The sequence below is a fragment of the Aestuariispira insulae genome, assembly GCF_003385955.1.
Taxonomy (GTDB): domain Bacteria; phylum Pseudomonadota; class Alphaproteobacteria; order UBA8366; family Aestuariispiraceae; genus Aestuariispira; species Aestuariispira insulae.
The window spans coordinates 1-13,517 of record NZ_QRDW01000011.1; the positions used below are offsets into that span (position 1 = coordinate 1).

A 13,517-nucleotide genomic window follows, 5' to 3' on the forward strand; every position below is an offset into this window, starting at 1 on the left:
AAACCCATAGGCATGGATTGTGTCATTGCCATTGCCGGCATTGTAACGGCCTGTAAAAAAATACTCGATCGACTTACCTACCGAACCCATGGCTCTTACCCTTTTCCCGGGACCGCGTGCGGTCCAGCCTTCCGCGCCCAGATTGAGCGCGCAAAAATCCTCTGGCCGCCCCGTATCCGGGCCGGACCTCATGTTCCATTCAGAATGATGTTAATGCGCGGTTATTCGGCCGCCTGCTGGTCTTCGACCGGCGGCAGAAGGCCAGCGTCCTGATATTGCTGCAGAAGGGCCTGGAGCTTCTCATCCTCCAGGAAGTTCCGCATCACGGACACCGCATAAAGAAAGCCCGGTAAGGGCATGGTCACGCATTGCCGTATTTCGGGCGGTGTGGTTTCGTCTTGCTCGCCGGAGGCCAGCTTTTCTAAATCCTGGCCGACAAAAAACAGCCGGACCACACCGTTGGCGCAATTCACGGCGGACAGTGTCTCGACAAATGTTTCGTTGATACGGTCTGTGGACATTCCAGTCTCTTTCCCCAATCATCAATCCGGCGCTGTTTGTCCTGCCCCGGATCTATTCTTGAACCCTCACCGCGTGCCCACCTCCCAACGCGGTACTCACCTGCGCCTCTATACCCAATTCCGGATTCGAAAACTGTGAAAAGTTTGTTAAATTTTTGCGGGGAACTGAAGTTTTTGTAATTATCTATGGTTGTTGATCCGGAATGTAAAAATTCCTGTCGGAAACCAGCAAAGCTGCTGTTTCAATCAGGCGGGTTTGGAGCGGTATCGGTTTATAAAAACTGAAATGGTGCTGCATTGCTAACCCTAAAATGACGGGTGCCGTATCGGTTATCCTGTCTTTCCGATTTATGCGCATGTTTTGTTCCAATTGAAACAATAATAGTTTCATTTGAAATGATTGGCGGCTATAGTGAGGGGAAATCAGGAACAGGTTCCGGCCACCATCAACGGCTGGAAACCAGGATCAGGGAGTGGCACGACCATGAGCAAGACATTCGCATCCACCGGGGATCTGGGCGAAAAGCAGATCACTTTCGCAAAGCTGGGGGAAGGGGCCTATGCCTACACGGCGGAAGGCGATCCCAACACCGGGATCATCATCGGTGATGACGGCGTGATGGTGATTGATACCCAGGCGACCCCGCATATGGCGGAAAAGGTGATGGCCAGGATTCGTGAAGTGACCGACAAGCCGGTCAAATATGTGCTGCTCAGCCATTATCATGCGGTTCGGGTTTTGGGGGCGGCGGCCTATGAGCCGGAAAATATCATCGCAAGCCGGGGCACCTATGAAATGATCGAAGAGCGCGGCCAGCAGGATTGGGAATCAGAGCTGGGCCGTTTTCCGCGCCTGTTTGAAGGCCATGAAACCATCCCCGGCCTGACCTGGCCGACCATCGTGTTTGAAAATAAGCTCACCGTGGATCTGGGCAACCGCAAGGTTGAGATCATGCATGTGGGCAAGGGCCACACCCAGGGCGATACCATCGCCTGGCTGCCGGAAGAGAGGATCTTATATGCGGGCGACCTGGTGGAATATGGGGCGACACCCTATACGGGGGACGCCCATCTGACCGACTGGCCGCAAACCCTTGATAATCTTTTGGCCCTGAAGCCTTCGAAGCTGGTGCCGGGGCGCGGCGACGCGCTGGACAGCCCGGAAAAATGTGAAGAGGCGATCGCCATGACAAGGGCCTTTATCTCGGACTTGTATCAGAATGCTCAATCCGCGGTGCGTGAAGGTCTGGACCTCAAGGGGCTGTTCGATAAATGTAAGATCGAGATGGACCCCAAATATGGTGACTGGGTCATTTACGAGCATTGCATGCCCTTTGATGTGGCCCGGGCTTTTGACGAGGCGGGCGGGATGGTGCGGCCGAAGATCTGGACCGCCGAACGCGACCAGGAAATGTGGGGTGCATTGAACAGCTAGCCCCTGATCGCCCGTCGTGCCAACCGGCAAAAGTTAACTGACGGATGGATCCTAACAGGAAGAAGGCCGCTCATGAAAAAGAGCGGCCTTCTTATTATTGGGTGTTTCTATCATCCGAGCCGATCCAACCCGTGATTGGGATTAGTCTGTCGCCAGGCGCATAGCTTCCTTCAGGATCTCCCGGTCGCCGATATGGTTTGCCAGCAGCAGGATCAGCTTGGCATTGACCCGGGCGCTTTGCTCATCGCTTAAATCCCGGTGGAGATCGATCAGTTCCTGATAAAAATCGTCCGGGCCGATAATGTTGGGATCCGTGTTTATCATAGTCATTCCCCTTCCTGCAGGCGGCCTGCCGCGCGATTGGTTGCCTGGCGGATTGCATCGGTGTCAAAACGGTGCCATCTAGCGGCAACATATTGATCCGGCCGTATCAGGTATGTGCTCCCCTGGCGCAGGTCATAGCGGTCGCGGACCAGACCGTTGGTATCTTCCAGATCGCGGCCGATCACCAAAACATCCACCGTAATGCCATCTACGTCGACCTCGGTGACGCCGGGCTGGTGATCATAGGTGAGGGCGACGAAACGGCCCCCCAGATGATGCAGCAGCCAACCCTCGCCCGCGCGGCTGCGTACGGGGGCGTCCAAGCAATTGCTGCCTGGGGTGAGCGGGCTGTTAAATGTGTCGCTTTCCGGAGTGTTTAGAGAGCTGTCTTTATACGGGGTCGGCAGGGAAAGCCTACCGGAATTGACCAGGGGTCTGGCAAAGCTATGGTCTTTTGCCAGATCCAGCACCGCATCCCGGAAGGCCCGGCTGACCGCGCTTTTGGGGGTGATGAAATCGGTGGACCGTGTCGAATTCATGATATTGTCGTCAGCAGCCAGCACCCGTTCATCGCTGTAACTGTCCAGAAGCCTGTCCGGGGCATGGCCCTCCAGAACCAGCTTTAATTTCCAGCCCAGATTATCCGCATCCTGCACCCCGCTGTTGGCGCCTCTGGCGCCGAAGGGGGAAACCTGATGGGCGGAATCACCGGCAAACAGAATGCGGCCATGGCGGAATTTCTCCATTCTGCGGCAGGCAAATTGATAGACCGAGGCCCATTCCAGCTCGAAATCCGCATCGGGACCGAGCATGGCCCGCAGCCGGGGCAGGATATTCTCTTCCCGTTTTTCCGCATCCGGGTCGGCATCCCAGCCCAGTTGAAAATCAATCCGCCAGACATTGTCGGCCTGGCGATGCAGCAACACGGATTGGTTTTCATGGAAAGGCGGGTTGAACCAGAACCAGCGCTCGGCAGGAAAGTCCGCCTTCATCACCACATCGGCAATAAGGAAACGGTCCTGGAAGGCCTGGCCGGTGAAATCGAGGCCCATCATGGTGCGAATATCGGACTTGGCACCATCGCAGGCAATGACCCAATCGGCTTCCATATGATAGAGGCCGTCGGGGGTTTCCACGCCCAGTGAAAGATGATCATCACATGTTTCAAGCATGGTTACTTTTGATTTCCAGCGGATATCCAGGAGGTCCGGAAAATCTTCGGCGCGCTTCACCAGATATTCCTCCAGATAATATTGCTGGAGATTGATGAAGGCCGGTTGTTCATGGCCGGATTCCGGCAGCAGGTCGAATTGGTAAACCAGATCCTCTTCCCGGAAGACCTTGCCGACTTTCCATAGAACGCCTTTATCCACCATCGGCTTTGCGCAACCCAGCCGGTTCCAGATCTCAAGAGGGCGTTTGGCGTAACAGACCGCCCGCGAGCCGACCGAGACCGTATTATTGTCATCCAGCAAGACAACCGAAATGCCCTGGCTGGCCAGGTCGATGGCCATGGTCAGGCCCACCGGCCCGCCACCGACGATGACGGCTTTGTGCCGTTTTATAATTCCCTCTCGTTGCTCATCCGATTGGATATAGTCAAATTCGGGAAAGTCATAGGTATTGAGCATCAAATCCTCCCTGTTCAAAAGGAAAGGGCCGGGGCTTGTTTTGTTTTCTGCCCCGGCCCTGTCTGCCCGCTTATTCCGCGTTGATGTATTTCACGACCTCTTGGTCGATGCGGCCAAAAATCGACTGGCCGGCTTTGTCTTTCATCTCAATCGAGATCCGGTCACCGAATTTCATGAAGGATGTTTCCGGGCTGCCATTTTGAATGGTTTCGATCATGCGAATTTCGGCAATACAGCTATAGCCAAGGCCGCCCTCTTTGACAGGGCGCCCGGGATCACCGTTTTCCTTGTTGGAAACCGTGCCGGATCCGATGATAGCCCCCGCACCCAACGGCCTGGATTTCGCGGCATGGGCCACCAGGGTGGGGAAGTTGAAGGTCATATCAACGCCCGCTTCCGGCTTGCCGAAAAGATCGCCATTCAGGGTGGAGAGCAGCGGCAGGTCCACCTTGCCGTCAATCCAGGCATCCCCCAATTCATCCGGGGTAATGGCCACGGGGGAGAATGCGCTGGACGGCTTGGACTGGAAGAAACCAAACCCTTTGGCCAGTTCACCGGGAATAAGGCCGCGCAGGGATACGTCATTCACCAGCATCAACAGTTTGATATGACCAGCGGCCTTTTCCGGGGTGATGGCCATGGGCACATCATCGGTAATCACCGCGATCTCGGCTTCGAAATCAATCCCCCAATCGTCGCTGGGCAGGGGGATCTGGTCGCGCGGGCCGATGAAGCTGTCGGAGCCACCCTGATACATCAGCGGATCGGTCCAGAAGCTCTCGGGCAGTTCCGCGCCGCGGGCTTTGCGCACCAGCTCCACATGATTGACATAGGCAGAGCCGTCCGCCCACTGATAAGCACGTGGCAGCGGACTTTCACAGGCCGTTTCGTCGAACGGCTCACCGGAAACGGCGCCGTTGTTCAGCTCATTATAGAGCGCCTGCAATTGCGGTTCAGCAACCGTCCAGTTATCCAGGGCCTTCTGCAAAGTGGCGGCGATATCCGCGGCGGCGACACAGCGGGTCAGATCCTTGGAGACGATGACCAGCCGGCCATCGCGGCTTCCGTCTTTTAACGTTGCGAGTTTCACGGGCTATATCCTCTTAACCGGTAAATTCTTTTTCATGCAGGAAGGATGCATGGCGCGGCGGCTGTTTGGTACGCGCCCATTCATCCAGCATCTCCGGGGCCAGTTCCTTCAGCTTTGCATGGGTCTCATCTGTGCCGGTGACACAAGTCAGTTCCAGGCGGTGTCCGTTCGGGTCGAAGAAATATATCGACTTGATGATGTCATGGTCGGTCGGGCCGATGACATCGATCCCCTGGGCCTGGATTTCGGCCTTGGCTTTCAAGAGGGCCTCTTCGTCGGCAACCCGGAAAGCGATATGCTGGACCCATGCCGGAGTGTTGGGGTCACGGCCCATGGGTGGTTTGCCGGTAATTTCAAAAAAGGCCAAGATGTTGCCGTTTCCGGCATCCAGGAACACATGCATGTAGGGGTCGGGTTCCTTGGTGGAGGGAACCTTATCCTCGGAAATTGCCACCAGGAAATCCATGTTCAGCACCCTCTGGTACCATTCAACGGTTTCCTTGGCATCATTGCAGCGATAAGCCACATGGTGAATTTGTTCGATCTTCATCGCTTTTCTGCCCTCAATATGTTCCGCCCGTTTTGCGTCGGCCGGCGTGAATTTGCAGTTTCTAACCCAAACTCGATTTTTTGCGGGTATCTGGTCTTGATAATAGTTGCAAATGAAACGATTGCAATATGAATCTGTTGTATATCAGTTATTTTGGCAGTTTTCTTTGTAAAAACAAGGGGAAGAGGGATGAGTGTGTGTTGGTAATATAATTACTCATCTGGTGGTGGTGTTGAACAAAAAATCCGCTTAGCCGTGGATTCTCCTTGCTTATTCGTTTTATACGAAATTATATTGTTTCAAACGAAACTAATAAGCCGGATGGCAGCCGGCATCGCAGTGCGAGGACACGAAAGTCCCGGAAGTTTTTGTTGAACAGGAAGGTGAAAGCCATGAAACGAATGATCTCTTTAGGGGCCGCCATTGGTGTGGCCATGGGCGCAGCGGTGCTGGGTACGGGGGCTGCCGCCGCAGAAACAATCCAGCTGAAACTCAGCCATTTCCTCCCGTCTTCCCATCCGACCCAAAAGGATTTCCTGGAACCCTGGGCGAAAGAACTGGAACAACGTACCGGCGGCAAGGTGAAGATTGAGATTTATCCGGCCGGTTCCGCCTTTGGTCATGTGGCCAAACAATATGACCAAGTGCGCGCCGGCGTGGTGGATATCGCCCACGGCCTGACCGGTTTCCCGCGCGGCCGCCTGCCGCGCACATTGATTATGGATTTGCCTTTCCTGGCTAAAAGCTCGGATGCGGCATCGCGCACGCTTTGGGAACTTTATCCCGAATATCTGGCAGAAGAATATAAAGGCCTCAAGGTGCTGGCACTCCATGCGCATAACCCGGGGCTGATTCATACGCGGGGCAAGCAGGTCAAAACCATTGATGATCTGAAAGGACTTCGTCTGCGCACCCCCAGCCAGGCGATTTCCATGATGCTGGAACAGCTGGGTGCGACCCCGGTTGGCCTGCCGCCGACACAGGTCTATGAAAATCTGCAAAAGGGTGTAATCGACGGCAACGTCTTCCCTTATGAGGCGGTCCACGGGTTCAAGTTGTTTGAAGTGCTGGATTATCATCTGGATGCCAAGGCCTATACCACCAGCTTCTATTTCGTCATGAATGAGAAGAAATACAACGCCCTGCCGGACGAGGTGCGTGCGGTGATCGATGATATTTCCGGGGAAAGTCTCGTGGCGAAATTCGGCCCCTGGTGGAACGAATGGGACAAGCCGGGCATCGAGGATATCAAAGCCAAAGGCAACCCGATCACCACCCTGGATGACGCGCAGCGCGCCGAATGGCGCAAGCAGCTGCAGCCGACCATTGACGGTTATTTGGATGCTGCGGAAAAAGCCGGTGTCGGCAATGCCCGCGAAATTTATGACGCGGCCGTGGACACGGTTGCCAAATACGACTGATTCTGAAGACGGGCCGGGCTTGCCGTTTTGAAAGCGGCAGACCGGCCCTAACCAGCTTGAGTGTTTTTATATGTTTGACCGGTTTCATCGCCTGCTGTTCCTGATAACACGCGCGGTTGCCTGGATCGGGATGCTGTTCCTGTTGGGGGCCATGTTCGTGACAACAGCTGATATCATCCTGCGCAAGATCAATACCGAAGGGATCTTCGGCACGATTGATCTGGTGCAATTGATGATCGTGGCGGCAGCCTATCTATCAATCCCCCATGCCTTCATGACCAAATCCCATGTGGCGGTGACCATCCTGTCCGACCGGATGCCGGCTCGACTGGCGGCTTTGACCGGTCTGGTCGGCATGGGGCTTTCATGTGCCTTCATGTTTTCGATCGCATGGTTCGGTTATGACCAGGCGGCCATGCAGCATGAATATGGTGATATCTCCCAAACCTTGGGAGTGCCGCTGATCTATTATTGGATCCCGCTTCTGTTCGGGGCGGGTCTAGCGGCGTTTGTGACCTTGGTCCTGAGTTTGGAATTTGTCGTGGGCCTCCTGACCGGCGGTGACGAGTCAGCGGCGGGGAGGGATTGAACTTATGTCTTCCTATATGATTGGCCTTGTGGCCTTTGCCTGTCTTTTTGGTCTGATCGCGATCCGGGTCCCGATCGCCATTGCCATGGGTATGGTTGGGCTGGTTGGCGGCTGGGTCCTGAACGGGCCTGACAGCATTGCCTTCATCATGGGATCGGTTCCATTTGAATCGATTTTCCCCTATTCCCTTTCCGTGATCCCGCTCTTCATTCTAATGGGGGTGTTTTCCGCCCATGCAGGGCTGTCGCGCTCGCTCTATGATGCGGTTCACGCCTTTATCGGCCATTTCCGGGGCGGTTTAGCCATGGCGACTGTTGGGGCCTGTGCGGCCTTTGGCGCGATCTGTGGATCGTCATTGGCAACAGCGGCGACCATGTGCCGGGTCGCCATGCCGGAAATGCGCCGACGCGGCTATGATGACGGCCTGGCCAGTGCCACCATTGCGGCGGGTGGCACCCTGGGCGTCTTGATCCCACCCAGTGTGATTATGGTGATCTATGCGATCCTGACCGAACAATCGATCGGCCGGATGTTCGCGGCTGCCCTGATTCCCGGCATTCTGGCGACGGTTCTATATATGCTTGCGGTTCGGATCCGCACCGGACGCAATCCAGCCTTGGGCCCGCCCGATGAGCGTGTGGATTGGTCCGGCAGGTTGCAGACCCTGTTGAATGTCTGGCCGGTCCTGTTGTTGTTTGGTGTGGTGATCGGGGGTATTTATGCGGGCTGGTTCTCACCCACCGAGGCGGCGGCGATCGGGGCCATTGGCGCGTTCCTTCTGGCGCTGGTCCGGCGCCAGCTCAATCTTGCGGTCTTCAAGGATTGCTTGGGGGAAACCGCCAGCACCACGGGGATGATATTCCTAATCCTGATCGGTACGGCGGTTTTCAACTATTTTGTTGAAACCACCGGCCTGCCGCAGGCGCTGGTGGCCTATGTCACGGGACTGGGCTGGAACGCCTATCTGATCCTGGTGCTATTGGTCCTGTTTTACATTATCCTGGGGTGCTTCATGGATGCGCTTTCCATGATCCTGTTGACCCTGCCTTTCGTGTTCCCGCTTGTGACATCTCTTGGATTTGATCCGATCTGGTTTGGTGTGATTATGGTTTCCGTGGTCGAGGTCGGCCTGATTACACCGCCGGTTGGCATGAATCTCTTTGTCATCATGGCTTCGACGCCAGGCCTGAAGTTGCAGACGGTCAGCCGCGGGGTGGTGGCTTTTCTGTTGGCCGATGTGGTGCGTCTGGCCCTGCTGATCCTGTTTCCGGCCCTCTCGCTCTGGCTGCCGGCCATCATGATGGATTGATCTGATATGAACGAAGAAATGCCTGAATTCGACCTTCACGCCTTTTTCCCCTATCAGGTGCGGGTTTTCTACCGCACGGTCAGCCAGTCGGTGACGGAGGTTTATGCCCGCCGCCACGGCCTGTCGGTACAGGAGTGGCGCGTGATGGCGGTCATGGGCAATGACCAGCCCATGGCGGCGGGTGATCTGGTGGAAAAATCCAGCATGGATAAGGTCCAGATCAGCCGGGCGCTCAAACGGCTGGAGGAAACCGGCCTGCTGCACCGGCGGGAGGACCCGGCCGACCGCCGGCGCGTGATCCTGACCCTGACTGATCAGGGTAACGCCATTTTCCGGGAACTTGTGCCCTTGGTGCTGAAGCTGGAACAGGATCTGCTCGCTGGATTGGATGCAAAGGAACGGGCAAGCCTGCTTGGTCTGATGGAAAAAGTGAAGGCAAATGCCGAACGGGCCATGTCAGCGGAAAAACAAGAACCTTAATCCAGGGATGGGAATATGAAACTATACACCTATTGGCGGTCTTCAGCGGCATACCGGGTGCGTATTGCGCTGAACCTGAAAGGGATTGCCTATGAGGAAGCCTTTGTTCATCTTGTCCGCGACGGGGGTGACCATCTGAAAGCGGCCTATGCGGCGCTCAACCCGCAAAAACTGGTGCCCAGCCTGGAGCTGGAGGATGGCACGGTGCTGACCCAGTCCCTGGCGATGATCGACTATCTGGAAGAAACCCATCCGACACCGGCCCTGTTGCCGGATCAAGCGGTCGGGCGGGCACGTGTTCGGGGGCTTGCACAACAGATTGCCTGTGACATTCACCCGGTCAACAACCTGCGTATCCTGAAATATCTGACCGGCGAGATGGGCCTGTCTGATGCAGACAAGACCACCTGGTATCGCCATTGGGTGGAGGTCGGGTTCGAGGCCCTGGAAAACAGCCTCGCTAACAGCACGGAAACCGGCCGCTTCTGCCACGGAGACCAACCGGGGCTGGCGGATTGCTGCCTGGTGCCCCAGGTTTATAATGCGCGCAGGTTTGACGTGGATATGGCCCGATATCCGGTGCTGGCCGGGATAGATGCCGCCTGTCTGGAATTGGAGGCGTTCCGACAGGCAAGTCCGGAAGAGCAGGGGGATGCGGCCTGAATCCGAGGCCGGGCTCAGCGGAACTCGGCGGGGATGCAGTTGCCGCGGTCGCGGGAGCCATAGCGTGCAAAAATGTCCGCCATCGTGCCATTCTGCCGCAATCGGTTGATGCTGGTTGTTATTTTGCTGGCCTGTTCCAGTGCGGGTGAATTCATGGCGATGGATAAATGGGTTTCGAGAATGTCGATCCGGATCGGCTCGGCCACATGGTCACGCCAGTTTTTGGGAAGGTCCACGGGGGATTCAAAAAAATAGAAGGCGTCATAGACTGCGGAATTGATGACAAAACCGTCGAGGCGCTGCCGGACCAGCATTTTGAGCATGGCCTGGTTGGACGGCACCGATACTTCCTGATAGGCTATTTTATCGCGGAAACGTTTCTGGAAATATCCGCCGCTGATGGTGCCGATCCGCCGGTTTGACAGATCCTCCATGGATTTGATGTCGCTGTTCCTGGCCGGGATCACATTGGCGGTCAGACATCCCACATTGCCGATAAAGACGACATTCGGAACCATCAGCGGATCCTTGTAGGAGATCAGCATATCAACCTGGCCGTTGGAAGCATCCCGCAGGGCGCGAGGCACCGGCATCAGGCGGGCATCGATTTTTATGCCGCTGTCATTTGCGATGGCCTCGGTCATATCGAAAAACATGCCCTTAGGCGTGCCACTCTGGTCGCGATAGCCAAAGGGGAAAAAATCGATCACAGCCAATGTGGGAGCGTTATCCGCCTTGGCGTGGAGGGTGGAAAGCAGCAGGCAAAGGGCGAAACCCGCCAAGACGTGCATGGATCAAATACTCCTTCCTTAGGACGTGCATCCTACGCCTGATCGGGCCTTAGTGCCATAGGTCAGCCGCGGGCCAAAGATTTGCCTGCGGTATTGTGGTCTGCTGACAGAAGGCTGTCAGCAGACACCGGATAAGCTGTTTGCATCATCAAAAATTTAGGGAAGACAGTGTCATGAGCTTTAAACCGGAACATTTTATTGTTTGGGGGGAACTGCCGGTAACCAATCTGGAAAAATCGATTGATTTTTATCAGGCGGTATTCAAAACCGAATTGCGGATCGATGATACCGGGCCGCAGAAAATTGCCATGTTCGTGGCTGCGGATGGTGATGGAGGGGTGGCAGGCCATCTCTATGAAGGCAAGCCGCCGGCAAGCGGCACCGGCCCGACCCTTCATTTTATTGTCCCCGATCAGCTGGAAGATGCGATGGCGCGTGTGACGGAAGCCGGCGGCAAGGTGGTTTCCGATCCGATCGGCATCCCGCCGGGCCGTTTTGCCTATGCGGAGGACCTGGATGGCAACTCTATCGGGCTGTTTGTTTTCAATTGACCCAGTTTATCGGCCGGGCGGGGTGGTCAGCGCTTCCAGAAGATCCGCGCAGACCGCTCTGTCCCGGAAGGTTTCCGATGTGATGAAATGATATCCCCGGTCACTGGTGAGGGGCGCGAACGGCAGGGATGCCAGGGTGCCCGTTTCCAGGAAATCGGTAACCACCCCTTTCCAGGCGAGCGTGATCCCATGCCCCATGAGGGCGAGATTCAGCGCGATCCCATGGTTGGTGACGGTCATGGCCGGTTGAATAGCAGGCTGGGATGGGGCGTGTTTTTCCCGCCAATCCTCCCAGGTCAACCATCGGTTTTCCGGATCCTCCAGTGCTATCAACGGGGCTTCGGACAGGAGGGATTCTACACTTTTGCCGGCCCACATCTCGGCCTGGGCGGGGGCGGCCACCGCGATCACTTCCTCGTCCAGCAGTTTGCTGGTCACAAATCCCGGCCATTGATCTGACCGGCCGAACAGGATGGCGCAATCACATTCATTGAGATCGATATCCGCATCCAGATCCGCACTGACGAGGCGGACATCCAGTGATTTTTTGATGCGTCGGTAGGTTTCGATGCGCGGCAGTGCCCAAAAAGCGCCAATGCCCGGATAGCTGGCCAAAGTGATGGCCCGTGTTTGTGAATGGCGGCGCATGACCTGACTGGCGCGGGCAATTTCGCCAAGGCCGGTGCGGATCGCGTCATAATAATCATGGGCCAAACGGGTCGGCAGGATGCGGGCTCCCTTTTTCTCAAAAAGCTTTACCCCGAGGTCCCGTTCCAGCAGGCGAATTTGATGGCTGATGGCCGGCTGTCCCACATTCAGGCTGCCCGCTGCCTGGGTGAAGCTGCGCAGCCGGTAACAGGCTTCAAAGGCACGGATGGCTTTCAGGGGTGGCAGGTCTTTCATGCTTCATCATCGAAAAAATTGATAATGGGATGAGAATTACAGATATTCCTCTTTCCCGCAATCATCGGATAGTCTGCATGTCAGACGATATTTTACCGATCAAGAGGGAAAGGGACCATCATGTCCGCACCGATTCTGGCGATTTCCCGCCGCACCCGCCGCACACCCTACACCGACCGGATCGAAGCGCTCGGTGTGAAAGCCTATACCGTCTATAACCATATGCTGTTGCCGACGGCGTTCATTTCCCCGGAAGAGGATTATTGGCATCTGCGCCAGCATGTGCAGCTATGGGATGTTGCCTGCGAGCGTCAGGTGGAGATCAATGGGCCGGATGCGGCCCGCCTGGTCCAGTTGATGACACCCCGCAACCTGAGCAAGGTCGTGGTCGGCCAGTGTGCCTATGCCCCCCTGGTGGATGAAAAGGGCGGCATGATCAATGATCCAATTATCCTGAAACTGGCGGAAGACCGCTATTGGCTTTCCATTGCCGATTCAGACGTCCTGCTCTGGGCCCGAGGGCTGGCGGTTGGCATGGGACTGGATGTGGCCATCTGTGAACCCGATGTGTCGCCCTTGGCGGTGCAGGGGCCGAAGGCCGATGATCTGATGGCGGATGTCTTTGGCGAGGATGTGCGCGACATTCGTTTCTTCCGTTTCAAATGGCTGGAATTCAGGGGTCATCCGCTGCTGATCGCGCGCTCCGGCTGGAGCAAACAGGGCGGGTTTGAGATCTATCTGGATCGGTCTGATATGGGCGAGGATCTTTGGGACACGATCTGGGAGGCGGGCGCACAGTATGAAATCCGGCCGGGATGCCCCAACCTGATCGAGCGAATCGAAGGCGCGCTGTTGTCCTATGGCAATGATTTTACCAATGACCACAATCCGCTGGAATGCGGGCTTGGCCAATATTGCGATCTGGATAGCGAGATTGACTATCTGGGAAAACAAGCCCTGTTGGCTGCGCGGGACAAGGGAATTACCCGCCAGTTTCGTGGGGTTTCCTTTGAGGGCGAGCATTGCCCGTCCTGGCGGCAGGCCTGGCCGGTTCTGAAAGGCGGGCAAAAAGTGGGCGAGGTGATGTCCGTTTGCCGGTCTCCCGCATTGGACAGAAATATCGCGATTGCTATGATGGATAAATCCGCTTGGGAGGGCGGAACGGAAATTGAGGTGGAAACGCCGGAAGGGCGACGCCGAGGCATGGTTTGCGATCTGCCGTTCAAGGTGCCGCCGATGGAATAAAAAAAAGTACGAAG

The 13,517-nt window shown here is 56.1% G+C and carries 15 protein-coding genes; 8 read left to right on the forward strand and 7 right to left on the reverse strand.

What is annotated here, in order from left to right; genetic code table 11:
• Positions 1-221: 221 nt before the first annotated feature.
• A complete protein-coding gene (locus DFP90_RS18780; protein WP_115938291.1) occupies positions 222-521 on the reverse strand; it encodes a peptide chain release factor 1 in 300 nt (99 codons plus the stop codon).
• A gap of 484 nt (positions 522-1,005) precedes the next feature.
• Here DFP90_RS18780 and DFP90_RS18785 point away from each other — a divergent pair, with 484 nt between their 5' ends.
• Positions 1,006-1,956 (forward strand): MBL fold metallo-hydrolase, encoded by a 951-nt coding sequence (locus tag DFP90_RS18785; RefSeq protein WP_115938293.1) that lies wholly within the window; start codon positions 1,006-1,008, stop codon positions 1,954-1,956.
• 141 nt (positions 1,957-2,097) lie between these two features.
• Here the strand turns inward: DFP90_RS18785 and DFP90_RS18790 are convergent, their stop codons facing one another.
• The 4 genes from DFP90_RS18790 to DFP90_RS18805 all read right to left on the reverse strand — a co-directional run bounded on the left by DFP90_RS18790 (position 2,098) and on the right by DFP90_RS18805 (position 5,551).
• Complete coding sequence (locus tag DFP90_RS18790) at positions 2,098-2,286, reverse strand: DUF2783 domain-containing protein (protein WP_115938295.1); 189 nt, start codon at positions 2,284-2,286, stop codon at positions 2,098-2,100.
• On the reverse strand, positions 2,283-3,911 hold the full coding sequence (locus tag DFP90_RS18795) for an FAD-dependent oxidoreductase (RefSeq protein ID WP_115938297.1): 1,629 nt from the start codon (positions 3,909-3,911) through the stop codon (positions 2,283-2,285). Before DFP90_RS18795 ends, DFP90_RS18790 begins: the two co-directional genes overlap by 4 nt.
• A gap of 70 nt (positions 3,912-3,981) precedes the next feature.
• Positions 3,982-5,001 (reverse strand): fumarylacetoacetate hydrolase family protein, encoded by a 1,020-nt coding sequence (locus tag DFP90_RS18800; protein WP_115938299.1) that lies wholly within the window; start codon positions 4,999-5,001, stop codon positions 3,982-3,984.
• 13 nt (positions 5,002-5,014) lie between these two features.
• Positions 5,015-5,551: a VOC family protein gene (locus tag DFP90_RS18805; RefSeq protein ID WP_115938301.1), complete on the reverse strand. Its 537-nt coding sequence runs from the start codon at positions 5,549-5,551 to the stop codon at positions 5,015-5,017.
• Between the two features lie 392 nt (positions 5,552-5,943).
• Between DFP90_RS18805 and DFP90_RS18810 the strand changes: the two genes are divergently transcribed.
• From DFP90_RS18810 to maiA, 5 genes are all read left to right on the forward strand, one after another.
• Positions 5,944-6,972: a TRAP transporter substrate-binding protein gene (locus DFP90_RS18810; RefSeq protein ID WP_115938303.1), complete on the forward strand. Its 1,029-nt coding sequence runs from the start codon at positions 5,944-5,946 to the stop codon at positions 6,970-6,972.
• A gap of 70 nt (positions 6,973-7,042) precedes the next feature.
• Entirely contained in the window at positions 7,043-7,561 is a 519-nt protein-coding gene (locus DFP90_RS18815; RefSeq protein WP_115938305.1) for a TRAP transporter small permease, read from the forward strand.
• A 4-nt stretch (positions 7,562-7,565) separates the two neighbouring features.
• Positions 7,566-8,870 carry a TRAP transporter large permease gene (locus DFP90_RS18820; protein WP_115938307.1) on the forward strand — a complete coding sequence of 435 codons (1,305 nt, stop codon included), beginning with the start codon at positions 7,566-7,568 and terminating at the stop codon, positions 8,868-8,870.
• 6 nt (positions 8,871-8,876) lie between these two features.
• Positions 8,877-9,350 carry a MarR family winged helix-turn-helix transcriptional regulator gene (locus DFP90_RS18825; protein ID WP_115938309.1) on the forward strand — a complete coding sequence of 158 codons (474 nt, stop codon included), beginning with the start codon at positions 8,877-8,879 and terminating at the stop codon, positions 9,348-9,350.
• A gap of 15 nt (positions 9,351-9,365) precedes the next feature.
• A complete protein-coding gene (gene maiA / locus DFP90_RS18830) occupies positions 9,366-10,013 on the forward strand; it encodes a maleylacetoacetate isomerase (RefSeq protein WP_115938310.1) in 648 nt (215 codons plus the stop codon).
• A gap of 14 nt (positions 10,014-10,027) precedes the next feature.
• On the opposite strand, the gene DFP90_RS18835 is transcribed toward maiA, so the two are convergent.
• The gene (locus DFP90_RS18835) at positions 10,028-10,804 is read right to left on the reverse strand and encodes a substrate-binding periplasmic protein (RefSeq protein ID WP_115938312.1); all 777 of its coding nucleotides are present in this window, start codon (positions 10,802-10,804) and stop codon (positions 10,028-10,030) included.
• 173 nt (positions 10,805-10,977) lie between these two features.
• Between DFP90_RS18835 and DFP90_RS18840 the strand changes: the two genes are divergently transcribed.
• Positions 10,978-11,355 (forward strand): VOC family protein, encoded by a 378-nt coding sequence (locus DFP90_RS18840; protein WP_115938314.1) that lies wholly within the window; start codon positions 10,978-10,980, stop codon positions 11,353-11,355.
• Positions 11,356-11,361: 6 nt separating this feature from the next.
• Here DFP90_RS18840 and DFP90_RS18845 read toward each other — a convergent pair whose 3' ends face one another.
• Complete coding sequence (locus DFP90_RS18845) at positions 11,362-12,258, reverse strand: LysR substrate-binding domain-containing protein (protein ID WP_115938316.1); 897 nt, start codon at positions 12,256-12,258, stop codon at positions 11,362-11,364.
• A gap of 120 nt (positions 12,259-12,378) precedes the next feature.
• Between DFP90_RS18845 and DFP90_RS18850 the strand changes: the two genes are divergently transcribed.
• Positions 12,379-13,503 (forward strand): dimethylsulfoniopropionate demethylase, encoded by a 1,125-nt coding sequence (locus DFP90_RS18850; protein ID WP_115938318.1) that lies wholly within the window; start codon positions 12,379-12,381, stop codon positions 13,501-13,503.
• Positions 13,504-13,517 lie beyond the last annotated feature (14 nt).

Bases quoted from the DNA above. Each gene is read 5' to 3' on its own strand.
- DFP90_RS18850 (WP_115938318.1), top strand. From the start codon at position 12,379: ATGTCCGCACCGATTCTGGCGATTTCCCGCCGCACCCGCCGCACACCC.
- DFP90_RS18790 (WP_115938295.1), bottom strand. From the start codon at position 2,286: ATGACTATGATAAACACGGATCCCAACATTATCGGCCCGGACGATTTT.
- maiA (WP_115938310.1), top strand. From the start codon at position 9,366: ATGAAACTATACACCTATTGGCGGTCTTCAGCGGCATACCGGGTGCGT.
- DFP90_RS18840 (WP_115938314.1), top strand. From the start codon at position 10,978: ATGAGCTTTAAACCGGAACATTTTATTGTTTGGGGGGAACTGCCGGTA.
- DFP90_RS18825 (WP_115938309.1), top strand. From the start codon at position 8,877: ATGAACGAAGAAATGCCTGAATTCGACCTTCACGCCTTTTTCCCCTAT.
- DFP90_RS18785 (WP_115938293.1), top strand. From the start codon at position 1,006: ATGAGCAAGACATTCGCATCCACCGGGGATCTGGGCGAAAAGCAGATC.
- DFP90_RS18795 (WP_115938297.1), bottom strand. From the start codon at position 3,911: ATGCTCAATACCTATGACTTTCCCGAATTTGACTATATCCAATCGGAT.
- DFP90_RS18835 (WP_115938312.1), bottom strand. From the start codon at position 10,804: ATGCACGTCTTGGCGGGTTTCGCCCTTTGCCTGCTGCTTTCCACCCTC.
- DFP90_RS18805 (WP_115938301.1), bottom strand. From the start codon at position 5,551: ATGAAGATCGAACAAATTCACCATGTGGCTTATCGCTGCAATGATGCC.
- DFP90_RS18780 (WP_115938291.1), bottom strand. From the start codon at position 521: ATGTCCACAGACCGTATCAACGAAACATTTGTCGAGACACTGTCCGCC.
- DFP90_RS18845 (WP_115938316.1), bottom strand. From the start codon at position 12,258: ATGAAAGACCTGCCACCCCTGAAAGCCATCCGTGCCTTTGAAGCCTGT.
- DFP90_RS18815 (WP_115938305.1), top strand. From the start codon at position 7,043: ATGTTTGACCGGTTTCATCGCCTGCTGTTCCTGATAACACGCGCGGTT.
- DFP90_RS18810 (WP_115938303.1), top strand. From the start codon at position 5,944: ATGAAACGAATGATCTCTTTAGGGGCCGCCATTGGTGTGGCCATGGGC.
- DFP90_RS18820 (WP_115938307.1), top strand. From the start codon at position 7,566: ATGTCTTCCTATATGATTGGCCTTGTGGCCTTTGCCTGTCTTTTTGGT.